Below are 13,620 nucleotides of genomic sequence, written 5' to 3' on the forward strand. Positions count from 1 at the left end.
AGCAATGCAAACCTGACGGCAGCGGCAGCAATGCAAACCTGACGGCAGCGGCAGCAATGCAAACCTGACGGCAGCGGCAGCAATGCAAACCTGACGGCAGCGGCAGCAATGCAAACCTGACGGCAGCGGCAGCAATGCAAACCTGACGGCAGCAGCGCCCCCGTTCGCGACAGCGAACGGCTGCTCTAAAAAGAGGCAGATATAATATGGGGCGCAAACAACAGCAGAAATGGACACTGAAACAAAGCAGCAGAAATGGGAACCGAAATAAAGCAGCAGCAAGGAAACAGCAACAAAACAGCAACGGGAATTAGAAAAGGCAATAAAATGCCGATTCATTTTAATCGCTGATTTTTCGAAAAAATAATGTTTGTTTTTGTCGTTTTTCATTTCGTCATTTTTTAACCGAAATAAATTCATTTTTTCAGAGATCTTCTCGGAAAAATGAAATCGGTCGAATCATTATTGTTGGTTTGCCGAACAATCTTCTCCGATTTTTTCATTCCTTCGGGCCGCAAAAATATTAAAAAGAAAATGGCATAATTACAGTTATATTCTTGAAGCGAATAAAGAGAAAATCACTCAAATCTCTTCAATTATCATTATTTCAAACATTATCATTTCAAATTATCATTTCAAACTATCATTTCAAACATTATTATTTCAATTATAAACGTTAATTTCAATTATAATTTCAGTTGTTATTTTAATTATAATCCGGTAATATTCACGTTACATTTATCAGCAATTCAAAGGTGCACTTATGCTTTACACTTATCAAGACGGAGCGGAACTTCCTGTTCAGCGGGATTTCATTCAGGATTTAAGAAATTATGTGGAATGTCTTGAAAAGATTCTTCCTCTTGAGAACCAAATCATGGAACTCAAGGATGTGGAAAAAGATCAGGGCGCTTTGTTTGAACGAAAAGTTTCCGTTTTAAGCAATTTTAAAGAAAGTTTAATTCATTCCATGCCTTCCAATCTGGATTTGGATGAAGCTGCTCTTCTGGAACCGTGCATCAATGAAATTATGGAAGTCTGCGACAAATATATCCGAAAAACGCACGAAGACTTCGAATCCGAAGTTTATGTCATGAAAAGAGATTCCGGCGCCCAAATTAAATCCAAGGAACTCGAAATCATTAAAATCTTGAATCCGTTTTTGATTTCAAGCGTTTACGGCGCCAAACGCGTCTATGACATTTCTTATCACGAAACGCTCGGCGGAACACTTTACTGCTACTCCTCCGGCCTTCAGTTCAATTACAAATTACATTTCACGGACGACAGGCTGACTGTTCAGCGCCTGCTCGGCGACTTCTCTCTGCCTCTGATGGCCACAACCGGACTGTTCACCAAAGAACACAAGCCCCGCGTGATGAGCCTGGCGGAATTTACTGTTCTTTCCATCCAGTATGATGATTTGTACAATTTCTCATTGGATTTGGAAAACAAAAAGAAAATCATTCGGATTGTCCGCAAGAACGGCAACTTCTCAATTTACGATGACGGCAGAGATATTACGGCCGACACGGATCTGGCCGGCCTGATTGAAGATGCCCAGCTCCAGAAGCTTCCGAAAAACATTGTGGAATACATCCGAAAGAACGTCTCTTCATTTGAATTGTCCGAGATTTTAATCGACGACGACGACGCGATTGCCAACAACCTGATTTTCGACTGCATGAAAATTATTGCAACACAGTACGGATCAATCGTTGCCGAATGCATTCGCAGAAGCCCGATCAAATCCGAGATCTCCATTAAAGTGCAAATGGAAGACGGCACGCGTACCGAAAAATACATTTCCAAAGACGAATTGTATTCCTCGCTTGCCAACATCGGCGGCGACGGCCTTGAAATTGCAAGTTTGATCGGCGCGGATGCCGAAGAAGCCGAAAAGCCGAGCGGAAACAACCGGTATTTCATTGTCTGATTTATCAAAATCGGATTTGCTCGTTCAAATCTGATTTATCGGAATCGGATTTGTTCATTCAAATCTGATTTATCAAAATTGGATTTGCTCGTTCAAATCTGATTTTTATTCAATTTATATTCAATTTAATTTCTTTACAAAATCGGGTTGTTCAATTTTATCAAGTTTTTATTTATTTTAATTTTATTTCAATTTTATTTTAATTCGGGTCAGAAAAATGGATGAATCGAACTCAGAAAAGACGGTAAATACGGAAAAACGAACGGAATTCGTTTCCGATGAGCGTATTCGATTCAGTTATTCGCCCGAAGAAATCACAATCGACGAGCTGATGGCGCGCCAAGGCTACGCGAAAGCAGGCAGCCACTCCGCCGTTAAAACCTGCGCCTGGCTTAAAAATTCCATGAACGGAACAGGTGTCTGCTACAAATCTTCTTTTTACGGCGTCACATCGCATCGCTGCCTTCAAATGTCGCCGACACTGATGTGCAATCAGGAATGCGTTTTTTGCTGGCGGCCGACGGAAGTTCCGGCGCACGCGCCCGATGTTTGGGATACCCCCGAAAAAATCGTTGAAGAAAGCGTCAAAGCGCAAAGAAAACTGATTACCGGCTTTGGCGGTTCTCCGAATGCCGTTCCCGGCAATTACGATGAAGCGAAAAATCCTTCAAATGTCGCAATTTCACTCTCGGGTGAACCGACTTTTTATCCGCATCTGCCCGAATTGATCAAAGCGTATGAAGAAGCCGGCATGACCGTTTTTCTCGTGACCAACGGAACGCAGCCGGAAATGCTTCGAAAAGTTCGGCCGACGCAGCTTTACATGAGTTTGGATGCGACAACGCCTGAAATGTATGACGAAGTCTGCCGGCCGAAAAGTCCGCGCCTCTGGGAAAAAATCATCGAATCACTGAATGTTCTCAAAGAAAAGAAAGCGGAAGGCGTCCGAACGGCGATTCGCATTACGGCGGTCAAAGGCTTGAATATGACGGACGCTCCCGGTTATGCCGAACTGATTCAAAAAGCCGAGCCGGATTTCATTGAAATCAAATCTTACATGCATGTCGGATTTTCCCGCCTGCGCCTGACGCGTGCCAATATGGCCGAGCAGGAGGAAATCAGAGAATTCGCAAAAGCCGTCGGCGATCTTGCAGGCTATCAATATGCCGGCGAATCAGAACCGAGCCGCGTTGTCGTTTTGTCAAAAGGCGGCGAACTTTCAAACGTTTGATTTTTTTCATTTTTTTATTTTTTTATTTTTTGTTTTCCTTTTTTCTTTTATGCTGTTTTTTTTTCAGTGTTCAATGTTTTCTTTTTCCGGTGTTTTCTTTTTTATCGGGATTTTTTCTTCTTTTCCGGTTCTTTTTCTCATCGACTGATTTTTACAAATTGTTGAAATTATTCGAAAACGAACGAATTGTTATCAAGTATGTTATCAAACTATTCCTCTTTTCTTTATCTTCTTCCCGTTTTCTTTGAATACAAACCCTCTCAGGTTACTGCATCTGTTTTCGAGGTTTGTATTCAAACATGGTGGTAAAAAGCTTATTAAACAAAAGAACAGTTATTAACGTTTCACCAAAGTATTCCGATATTTTAATTATCAGAATTTAATAAAAATGGTCGCCAAGACAAGAAATGGTTTTGCTTGTCTTCATATTCAATATTTATAAAAACACAAAACAGGTGAAAGGTTTGTCAAAAGTCATTATTTATACAACAGACGTCTGCCCGAAATGCAAGATTTTAAAAGGATTTTTCCAGTCTCAGAATGTCACATACGAAGAAATGGACATGAGCACACCCGCGGCGCTCACAGAACTTGCCGTGAACAACATTTTTACAAACGTCGCGCCGGTTCTTCAAATCAACGACACGTTCCTCACATACAAGGAAATTTTTGACGGAACTGCTGTCAAAGAAGACCAAATCATGACACTGATTGCGTAAACAAACGCAGCTTTACATATCGCCGCATTGCGGTTCAATGACGGAAGTTCCTAAAAATTCTGCAAAGTCATGAATCGCTGCCATCTATCACACACCTAAAAACGCAATCGGATCTTCACACATTTCTGTTCCGATTAAAATTCCGATTCATTAACTCTTAATGAATTATTACATAACGAATTTCACATATTTCACATAACGAATTTACATAACGAATTTACATAACGAATTATTACTTTCACATGACTTGCACACGACTTATCAAACAGATTTCAAATACACTTTAATTCTCTTTCAATTCAAAATAAATAAAAACAAATGACACACACGGTGAAACGACTCATGTCAACAGAACTCAGCAAAAATACAGAAGGAAAAGACATCCGCCAGGTTCAGCAAACACTTGACGGCGGCACTGTCCCGACAATGCCGAAGGTCAGAACAACCAACGGCTACATGATGGATTGGGACAGAAACGAAATTGTCCGCCAGCTGATGAAAGAAACCCCGCTTGCGGAACGTTTCTACGGCGTTTCGGGAATTTCCAAAGAGGAAGCGTCCGAAATCGCAAAGGAAGCTGAAGCGCGCATCCGAAAAATGGGCGTCGAATTCCTTTCCGGTCCGCTGGTCCGCGAAATCGTCAACTGTATTCTTTTGGAACGCGGCCACCCCGAATGGCGTAATGTCATGACAAGAGTCGGCGCATCCGTCTACGACGCCTGTGAAATCGACACCGGCCTCGGATTCGAATCCCACGACAACGCCAACCAGTTAGACAACGCCGAAACGTCTCACAAAAAGAAAGCCGACAAAATGTCAAAAGAACAAAACCTTCTTTTGATGCCCGGAAACCTTGCCGACCTTCACTTAAACGGCGATTTCCACATTCACGATTTGGAATACTTCGGCACCCGTCCGTTCTGTCAGGACTGGGACCTCCGTTACTTCTTCTACTACGGCCTCATGCCCGACGGCGTCGGCGTTCAGTCCAGCGTTGCAGGTCCGGCCATGAAAGCGGAAGTTGCCATCCTTCACGCCGTTAAAGTCATGGGATCCGCGCAAACAAACTTTGCCGGCGGCCAGGGTTTCTACAACTTCTTAGCATTCCTTGCACCGTATTTCGTTGACAAAACCGACAAAGAGCTGGAACAGCTCATGCAGATGTTCGTTTACGAAATGATGCAGATGATGTGCGCCCGCGGCGGCCAGACCGTTTTCTCATCCGTTCAGCTTTCTCCCGGCATTCCGAAACTTTGGAAAGACAAACCCGTCGTTGCGATGGGCAAAGTTTGGGACGGCACAAACGGCACCAAGAAATGGGTCTACGGCGACCTCGAAAAGGAAGTCCGCAAAGGATTCCGCGCGCTCATGGTTGTCATGCTCAAAGGCGACGACTGGGGAAAACCCTTCAGCTTCCCGAAGCCGGAAATTTCAATCGAACCCGATTTCATGGAAGAAGACGAAGCGTTTAACGCCGCCAACCCCGACGTTTTATCTTACAAAGAACTCTACCGCCTCACATTTGAATTGGCCGCCAAGTTCGGAACGCCGTATTTCGACAACCAGATTCCGGAATACCGCGGCGCCGGCGAAGGCATCAGCTGTTATCAGTGCTGCGCTTACCAGTTTTCCGCCAATCCCGAAGACGATGACGAATTCGATGAAAAGCTTTACTTCAAAGACGGCAAACACTTTTCGATGGGCTCCTGGATGGTTATGTCCCTCAACTGCCCGCGCGCCGCTTACAAGGCCGAGCACGACGATCAGAAACTGATTGACGAACTCAAATATCTCATGAACAAATCCGTTGAAGTCTTCCGCGTGAAGAAAAAGTGGATGGACCATCTTTTGGACTGCAACAGAATTCCGTTTGCGGCAATGACCCCGAAGGATCCGACAACCGGAGAGCCGGGATGTATCGCCGTCGATTTCGACGCGCTCGTTTACACAATCGGCGTCATCGGCATCAATGAAATGGTTCAGTATCACACCGGAAAATCCATGTACGAATCACAGGATTCTTTCAAATTTGCAATTCGCGTCATGTATGAAATGAAAATGCACGCTCAGAAGCTGTCTCAGGAAAACGGCATTGAGATTGCGCTTGCAAGAACGCCGGCGGAAACCACCGCGCAGAGATTTGCGGTGTCCGACTTGCTTCACCCCGAATATGCGGACAAAGCCGAAAACAACATGAACGGCGACGTCGAGCTGACGAAAAAGGAGCTCGGAACGACGAAAGACTTGCCGGTCTACTACACGAACGGCACGCACATCCCGCCGGGCGCCGACATTTCCGTCATTGAAAGAATCAATTATGAACAGACGTTCTTCCCGATCGTCGACGGCGGAAACATTCTGCACATCTGGCTCGGCGAAGGCACGCCCGACCCCGACGGACTTCAGGAAATGGCGATGCACATTGCCAAGAACACGCACACCGGCTACTTCGCGTTCACGCGCGACATGACGGTCTGCAAAGACGAAGGCTACGTTGCATCCGGCATCAAAGAATGCTGTCCGAAATGCGGTTCCAACAACATCGACCACTTGTCCAGAATTACGGGCTACCTCCAGTCCGTTGACGGCTGGAACGCCGGCAAGAGACAGGAGCTTGTTGACAGAGCACGCGCCGACCCGAAAAATTTGAGAGTTTGATTCTCAAATTTTTCATTTCACGCTGATTTTAAGAAATTTGGAATTTGACTTAAAATTCAATTTGGTTTTAAATTCAATTTGATTTTGAATTCAATTTGGTTTTAAATTCAATTTGATTTTGAATCGAGTTTGATCTTGAATCGAATTTGATTTCAATCGAATTTGATTTCAATCGGAATTAAATTGAATCGAATTTCATATTTTTTGAATCATAAAAACAGAAAAACGGGTGAAAAGAAGCCACACAAATTCTCTTTTCATTCTTCCTTTTTTATTTTTTTCATTCACTTGGTTACCTTTGTTTTTTCTTTTGATGTTTCTTCTCTCTGTTTCTTCTTTCTCTATTTCTTCTCTTACTGTTTCTTTTCTTTCTGTTTCTCTCTCGCGCTGCTGCCTGCATGGCCGGCTGCATTCCATATTGCATCTGCTTCTTAGAGCAGCCGTTCGCTGTCGCGAACGGGGCGCTGCTGCCATCCGGTTGCGCTGCTGCCCTGCCGCCGCCGCGCGCGGGCTGCACCCGTTTTCAAAAAATAAACAAACTATGATTCGTTTTTTAAAAATAAATCAAATTGCGATTTCGTTTTTCAAAAAATAAATCAAACCGCACTTTCGGTTTTAAAAATAAATTCAAAGATATTTTCCGTCTTTCTTATTCCTTTAAAACGCGTCCATCTTCATCGGTTTGTGTAAACACGGCTGTGTTTTTCAAATTCCGAAGCGCAATTTCCGCAAGTTCGTCCATTTCTTCGGGCGATAAAAAAGTCATTTTTTGAAAAACGGGGTCGTCGGAGTTGCCGCCTTTGCCCTGCTGAAGAACATAAGTCAGTTTTTGTTTCTGCTTAATGTTTTCATTCATCCATTTTGAAATTTCTTCGATTTGATCTTTTGTTCCGACCGATTCGGGAAAAACGGTTGTTTTGATTTCAAGTTCGGCGGCGCTTCCATCGGCGAGCCGGAGTGTTTCTTGAATTCGCTCAATCATTTTTTCGTTTTTTGCGCCGACGGTTTTTTCATAAATTTCAATTTCTAACGGCGCTTTGATGTCGATAAAAAATTTGTCGGCGAGATTTTTTTCAATCAGCGCGGCGGCTGTTTCGGGATAAAAACCGTTTGTGTGAATGCCGACGAGGAGATTGTTTTCTTTCGCAAACGCCGCGATTTCCAAAACCGCGTCTTCCTGCATCAGCGGCTCGCCGCCCAAAAAAACAACAGCGCTGACATACGGTTTGGATTCCATAATTCTTTTTTTGACGAGCTCCAAATCCGTCGGATTTGATTTTGTCAGCAGGTCATAATTGTGGCAGTAGCCGCAGCGAAACGGGCAGCCGTTCAGAAAAACAACGACGGAGGATTTCCCGTGCCAGTCAACCGTTGAAAGCGGAACAACACCGCCGACGTTCGCGTTCATAATAGTCAAAGGGCATTCGGGTTATTTGAAAGTATCATTTATTTTCAATTTTATTCTAAACAAATACCGCTAACACGTTAAAACACATTAAACACACATTAAAACACAAACACACATTAAAACACAAACACACATTAAAACACGTTAAAACATACTAAAACATAAAATATCGTTAAAACACGTTAAAACAAATCGTATAAATACCGAAAAATCCCTAGAATTAAAAGTATGCTTGAAAAATTAAAGAAATCTTTAGAAGAAGCTCCCGTCATTCAAAAAGAATCCGAGGGGCAGATTTACAATTATTTTATTCATCCGATTTCGGACGGTATTCCCGAAACGGATCCCGCGATTTTGGAGGAAATCGCAGATTTCATAATTGCCGGCGGCAAAACCGGCGGGATTGATAAAATCGTCACTGTCGAAGCCATGGGAATCCCGATTGCAACGGCGCTTTCCTTGAAAACGGGAATTCCTGTTTCCATCATCCGTAAACGAAAATACGGTCTGGACGGCGAAGTCGAGCTTTCGCAGTCGACAGGCTACTCCAAAGGCACTCTTTTCATCAACGGTCTCAGCGCAGGCGACCGCATTTTAATTGTCGATGATGTCATCAGCACGGGCGGAACACTTTTGCCGCTTCTGGAAACGCTGGGCGGTATGGGCGTTGATGTCGCCGGCGTCTACTGCGTCATCGGCCGCGGCGCGGGAACGGACCAAATCAAAGAAAAAACAGGCGTTGACATTGTTGTTTTGGTTGACATCGCCGTGTCCGCGAACGGCGTCACCGTGGTCGGGGGCGTTTGATGACCGAACTTCCGACAATCACTTCCGATTCGTCTTATGATTTTGAGACGAAAGCCGTTTTTGACGAAATCGAAAAGATTTCAAAAGCGAAGGATGGCGAAAGAGTTGTTGTCGGACTCCAGTTTCCCGAAGGATTAAAAAAGCACGCTCTGAGCCTTGCTTCATTAATTGAAGAAAAAACGGGGGCGGAAGTTTATATTTCGGCCGATCCGTGTTTCGGCGCCTGCGATTTGGATATGCGGCTGATTGAAAAGTCGGACATTCTTTTCCATTTCGGCCACGCCGAATTAAAGCAGGGCGCTGTTGAAAACAAAGTCAAATTTATTGAAACCCGTTCCAAAGTTGATGTTTCAAATGCCGTTCGTGCAGCGCTTTCGCTTCTGCCGGAGCAGGTAATCGGCCTTTTAACGACGGTTCAGCACGTTCATCAGCTGGAAGCGGCGCGAAAAATCTTGGAAGACGCGGGAAAAACCGTCATCATTTCGCACGGTGACAGCCGAATCGCTTATCCCGGACAAATTCTCGGCTGCAACTTCTCGGCGGCACATTCCGACGAATCCGAAAAATGCGAGGCTTTTTTGTATATCGGAAGCGGTCAGTTCCATCCGATCGGCGCGGCGATTTCGTCTCAAAAGCGCGTCGTCTGCGCGGATCCGTTTACCGCCGACGTTTTCGAACTCAATTACCGCAAGTTTCTGATGCAGAGAAGCGCCGTCATCGGAAATGCGGCGGATGCCGAAACTTTCTGCATTATTGTCTCTGTCAAAAACGGCCAGTACCGAAAAACGCTGGCCGAATCGATTCAGAAAAAGGCGGAAGCGCACGGAAAAAAAGCGTTTATTCTGTTCATGGATTTTGTTTCGCCCGATCAGATGCTGTCGTTTAAGGCGGACGCTTTTGTCAACACCGCCTGCCCGCGGCTGGCCATTGATGATTCCGGCAGATATCCGGCGCCGGTTTTAACACCGCAGGAATTTGAAATTGTCATCGGCGAACGCGCATGGGAAGATTTGGTCATGGACGAAATCCTGGAAGGCGGACAGGATTGAAAGCCGCAAAAACAGAACTCCTGATGTCGAAAAGTCAAACGGTTTTATCATGAAGCTTCGAAAATTGGAAATGGCGCTTGAAAAAGTGGAAGGGTTTGTTGCGCCCAATGTCAATTACGAGCAGTACAAAACGCCTGCAACCGTTGCCGCGCCTTTTCTTCATTTGGCTTTTATGAGCGGCGACATTGCGGGAAAAACCGTTTACGATTTGGGCTGCGGCACCGGAATTCTTTCTATCGGCGCGGCGATTTTGGGCGCATCCGGCGTGGTCGGTTTTGATATTGATGAAAACGCGGTCAAGAGTGCCGAAAAAAATGCTGAAAAATATGCCGGAAAGATGGGCGGAGAAATCGGCGATTCCGAAATTGAGTTTATTGTTTCCGACATCTCAAAAATTCCCGAAATGATTGAATCGGGGGAATTGAAACGGGCCGATACGGTTTTGATGAATCCGCCGTTCGGAGCGCAGGAAAAAGGAAATGACCGGCCGTTTTTGGAGGCGGCGCTTGCGGCGGGGAACGTTATTTATTCCATTCACAATAAAGGCAGCCGCGCTTTTATAGAAAAATTTATTAAACCCGCTGTTGTAACAGACTGTTTTATAACAGAGTTTCCGATTCGAAAAACATTTGATTTTCATAAAAAAGAAATTCAGACAATCGAAGTTGAGATTTTCAGAATCGAATCTGAATAATAAGGGCGATTGCAATAAAAGATTATTTTATCTATGTTTAATGTATATTCATATCCGTTGAGTGAATAACAAACAGCGCTGAACGGTCAGCGATGACAGATATTTCGCGGGAAACACCGCATCCACGTGATTCACAATTTACAATTATCAAATTATGAAGGTTCATTTATGAGCAGAGTGCAAAAAAAACCGATCCGAAGGAGATTGAAAGATACTGCAGGCAAAACGGAAGAGCCTAAGAATTCCGAGCCTGTCAGCGCTGCTCCCGCCGAGGAGTCTCCGAAATCCAAAATTCCGAGAAAACCCAGACCCGTTATTGAAACGGCTCCCGAAGCAGAGGCACCTGCAAAACGCGTCCGCAGAGTGCGCGCACCCGATGCGGATGCGGCGCCCGCGGAAGAGAAACCGCGCCGTGCGCCGGCAGAACGCGGCGACCGCTCCGAAAGATCCGAACGCCCCGAAAGATCCGAGCGCTCTGAGAGATCCGAGCGCCCCGAAAGGTCCGAACGCCCTGAAAGGTCCGCGCGTCCCGAAAGATCCGAACGGCCGGAACGCTCCGACAGAAGTTCCGAGCGCGGCGGCAGAGACAGCGGCAGCAGAGACGGCGGCAGAGGCGACAGCCGAAACGGAAACGGCAGAGACAGAAACGGCGGCAGAAACAATGACCGCAGCGGAGACCGGAACGGTGACCGCAGAGGCGGCCGCAACGGCGGCGGCGGCAGAGGCGGTTTCGGCGGCAAAAAGCCGGGCGAGAAAAAGAAGCGTCCCGAGAAAATCGTTTATGAGAAAACAAAAGACTTTGTTTTCCCGGGCGATGCGGTCGGCGCAATCGAGGAATACAAGCCGGGATTCGGCACCGTCAATGACGACGGCACCATCCGCGCGACTGTTCCCGGCGTCATCGGTCTGAACAAAGAACTTCGTATGATTTCGGTGATTCCGAAAACGAAAACGCCGAACACGATTACGGAAGGCGACATTGTCATCGCGTCCATTACTGATGTCCGCGAATCCAATGCCCGCGTCGATATTGTCGCGGCCGAAAAAAGCATTGACGAAGAAATCGTCAACAAAGGCAATGCCGAAATTTATGTCTCCAACATCAAAGACGGCTTTGCAAAATCCGTCGGCGACGAATTCCATGTCGGCGACATCGTCCGCGCAAAAGTCATCAACAGCGCAAAAATTGATTTGTCAACGGTTGAGCCCGATCTCGGCGTTTTAAAAGCGTACTGCTCCAAATGCAAAACCCCGCTTGACAGAAACGGCGATGTTTTGGTCTGCAGCAACTGCGGCAATCAGGAAAGACGCAAATTGGCGGAAGGATATGGCAAAGGTATCCCCACCGTTTAATTTTTATCCCTTTTGCCGCTTCGGAGTTTATTATTTCTTAAATTGTTCAAAATTATTTATTAAATGATTCAAAATTATTTATTAAATGATTCAAAATCCGTTCGGCAAAATTACCGTTAATATTACCGTTAAATTTATCAAAAATCATTTCCGTTCAAATGAAAAATGAACGGTCTTTAAGACAAAAGAGAGATTAAATTATGGAAATTACAATTCTTTCGCAAGGAAAAGACGAGATGGAAATTCTCGTTAAAGGGGAAACCCACACCCTGATGAATATTATTAAAGCAACGCTTTTGGAAGACCCGCGTGTTGAAACCGCTTTCTACGACGTGAAAAGATTATCCAATTCCGTTGAGAGAGAGCCGGTTCTCTATATTAAAACAATGCCCGGCGAAAAACCGATTGAAATTTTGAAAGACGTCGCCGTTAAAATTATGGAAATGTGCGATGACTTTTCGGAAGCTTTTGCCAAAGCGGTTCAAATATAATTCCGCTTTATCTTTTTTTTATTCACATTCGACAGCGGCAGTCTTTGCCGCGGCTTTAATTTAACGGGTGGTCTTTTCAAATGGCAGCGACGAACAATTCCCTTCAGATGTTTCAGTATATCAAACGCGACACGCGTGATTTTGTTAACATTGATCCGCTTCAGACGGCCGGCCTTTTAACGGATGCGGCGAAAGACGCGCTCATTGAATGGGGAGACGGTTATTCCGTTTGTGATTACTGTAACGGCGCGTTGGATTTGGTCAAAAAGCCGCCGATTCAGGAATTTGTTCATAAAGCGCTTCCCGAATTTCTCGGAACGGATGCCGCCCGCGTGATGAACGGCGCGCGCGAGTCTAAATTCGCTGTCATGCACAGTCTTGCAAGCGCGGCCGACGGTCAGAACAATTATGTTGTTATGGATGCCTGGGCGCATTATTCCAGCAAAGTCGCCGCCGAACGTTCCGGTTTGGAGATTGTTTTTACCGAAAAGCCCGAAACAGAAATTCTGCCCGAAGATTTTCAAAAAGCCATTGAATCCGGCATTGAAAAATACGGCAAAAAACCGCTTTTAACTTTATTGACTTATCCCGACGGCAGTTACGGCAATTTGGCGAATGCCAAAAAGATTGCCGGGATTTCGCATGAATTTGAAATTCCCGTTCTTTTAAACGGCGCTTATTCCGTCGGCCGAATGCCGGTGAATGCGAAAGAACTCGGCGCCGACTATGTTGTCGGCAGCGGCCATAAATCCATGGCGGCCTGCGGTCCGGTCGGTGTTCTCGGCGTCAACGGCGAAGAGGCGGCGGAACAGCTTTTCCGCAAATCCGCTTACAATAAAGTCAAAGAAGTCGAGCTGCTCGGCTGCACTTCCCGGGGGGCTCCGATTATGACATTGATGGCGTCTTTTCCCGAGGTTGCGGCAAGAACGCAGCCGGATGTTTGGGAAAAAGAAGTTGAAAATGCCCGCCGCTTTATTAAACGCCTGGAAGACGAAGCTTCCGGCAAATTCAAGCTTTTCGGACAGAATCCGCACAATCACGATTTAATGTTTTTTGAAGCCCCCGGTTTTTTCAATATTTCCGAGCGGGCCAAGCGCGGACGTTATTTCCTTTATGACGAGCTGAAAGAGCGAAAGATTCACGGCATTAAAGTGGGTCTTACCAAAAACTTCAAAATGAGCACTTACGGCCTCGGCAAAGAAAAAACAGATTTTGTCGCCGATGCTTTTATTGACATTTTGAAAAAATACGATGAAATTTAAAAACGAGGATAT

At 45.4% G+C, this 13,620-nt stretch carries 13 protein-coding genes; 10 read left to right on the top strand and 3 right to left on the bottom strand.

Features of this window, described 5'->3' with window-relative positions; translation table 11 throughout:
- Nucleotides 1–339: hypothetical protein (locus MmiAt1_RS03180; RefSeq protein WP_318785453.1), on the bottom strand; the 339-nt coding region annotated here is incomplete at its 3' end.
- 424 nt (nucleotides 340–763) lie between these two features.
- On the opposite strand from MmiAt1_RS03180, the gene MmiAt1_RS03185 reads away from it, so the two are divergent.
- From MmiAt1_RS03185 to nrdD, 4 genes are all read left to right on the top strand, one after another.
- On the top strand, nucleotides 764–1,936 hold the full coding sequence (locus MmiAt1_RS03185) for a hypothetical protein (protein WP_318785454.1): 1,173 nt from the start codon (nucleotides 764–766) through the stop codon (nucleotides 1,934–1,936).
- Between the two features lie 217 nt (nucleotides 1,937–2,153).
- A complete protein-coding gene (gene twy1, locus MmiAt1_RS03190; RefSeq protein WP_318785455.1) occupies nucleotides 2,154–3,167 on the top strand; it encodes a 4-demethylwyosine synthase TYW1 in 1,014 nt (337 codons plus the stop codon).
- Nucleotides 3,168–3,631: 464 nt separating this feature from the next.
- A complete protein-coding gene (locus MmiAt1_RS03195; RefSeq protein WP_318785456.1) occupies nucleotides 3,632–3,886 on the top strand; it encodes a glutaredoxin family protein in 255 nt (84 codons plus the stop codon).
- A gap of 342 nt (nucleotides 3,887–4,228) precedes the next feature.
- The gene (gene nrdD, locus MmiAt1_RS03200; RefSeq protein ID WP_318785457.1) at nucleotides 4,229–6,544 is read left to right on the top strand and encodes an anaerobic ribonucleoside-triphosphate reductase; all 2,316 of its coding nucleotides are present in this window, start codon (nucleotides 4,229–4,231) and stop codon (nucleotides 6,542–6,544) included.
- Nucleotides 6,545–6,739: 195 nt separating this feature from the next.
- Here nrdD and MmiAt1_RS03205 read toward each other — a convergent pair whose 3' ends face one another.
- Complete coding sequence (locus tag MmiAt1_RS03205; RefSeq protein WP_318785458.1) at nucleotides 6,740–7,018, bottom strand: hypothetical protein; 279 nt, start codon at nucleotides 7,016–7,018, stop codon at nucleotides 6,740–6,742.
- A gap of 175 nt (nucleotides 7,019–7,193) precedes the next feature.
- A complete protein-coding gene (locus MmiAt1_RS03210) occupies nucleotides 7,194–7,952 on the bottom strand; it encodes an anaerobic ribonucleoside-triphosphate reductase activating protein (RefSeq protein ID WP_318785579.1) in 759 nt (252 codons plus the stop codon).
- A gap of 228 nt (nucleotides 7,953–8,180) precedes the next feature.
- On the opposite strand from MmiAt1_RS03210, the gene hpt reads away from it, so the two are divergent.
- The 6 genes from hpt (at nucleotide 8,181) to pscS (ending at nucleotide 13,608) form a co-directional block, all read left to right on the top strand.
- Nucleotides 8,181–8,759 carry a hypoxanthine/guanine phosphoribosyltransferase gene (gene hpt / locus MmiAt1_RS03215; RefSeq protein WP_318785459.1) on the top strand — a complete coding sequence of 193 codons (579 nt, stop codon included), beginning with the start codon at nucleotides 8,181–8,183 and terminating at the stop codon, nucleotides 8,757–8,759.
- On the top strand, nucleotides 8,759–9,808 hold the full coding sequence (dph2, locus tag MmiAt1_RS03220) for a diphthamide biosynthesis enzyme Dph2 (RefSeq protein WP_318785460.1): 1,050 nt from the start codon (nucleotides 8,759–8,761) through the stop codon (nucleotides 9,806–9,808). Before hpt ends, dph2 begins: the two co-directional genes overlap by 1 nt.
- Nucleotides 9,809–9,857: 49 nt before the next feature.
- A complete protein-coding gene (locus MmiAt1_RS03225) occupies nucleotides 9,858–10,502 on the top strand; it encodes an METTL5 family protein (RefSeq protein ID WP_318785461.1) in 645 nt (214 codons plus the stop codon).
- 168 nt (nucleotides 10,503–10,670) lie between these two features.
- Nucleotides 10,671–11,855, top strand: a complete 1,185-nt coding sequence (locus tag MmiAt1_RS03230) for an exosome complex RNA-binding protein Csl4 (protein WP_318785462.1) — start codon at nucleotides 10,671–10,673, stop codon at nucleotides 11,853–11,855.
- A 200-nt stretch (nucleotides 11,856–12,055) separates the two neighbouring features.
- Nucleotides 12,056–12,346 (top strand): DNA-directed RNA polymerase subunit L, encoded by a 291-nt coding sequence (locus MmiAt1_RS03235; RefSeq protein ID WP_318785463.1) that lies wholly within the window; start codon nucleotides 12,056–12,058, stop codon nucleotides 12,344–12,346.
- Nucleotides 12,347–12,426: 80 nt separating this feature from the next.
- The gene (gene pscS / locus MmiAt1_RS03240; protein ID WP_318785464.1) at nucleotides 12,427–13,608 is read left to right on the top strand and encodes an O-phospho-L-seryl-tRNA:Cys-tRNA synthase; all 1,182 of its coding nucleotides are present in this window, start codon (nucleotides 12,427–12,429) and stop codon (nucleotides 13,606–13,608) included.
- Nucleotides 13,609–13,620 lie beyond the last annotated feature (12 nt).

The organism is Methanimicrococcus hacksteinii (assembly GCF_032714515.1).
GTDB classification, from domain to species: Archaea; Halobacteriota; Methanosarcinia; order Methanosarcinales; family Methanosarcinaceae; genus Methanimicrococcus; species Methanimicrococcus hacksteinii.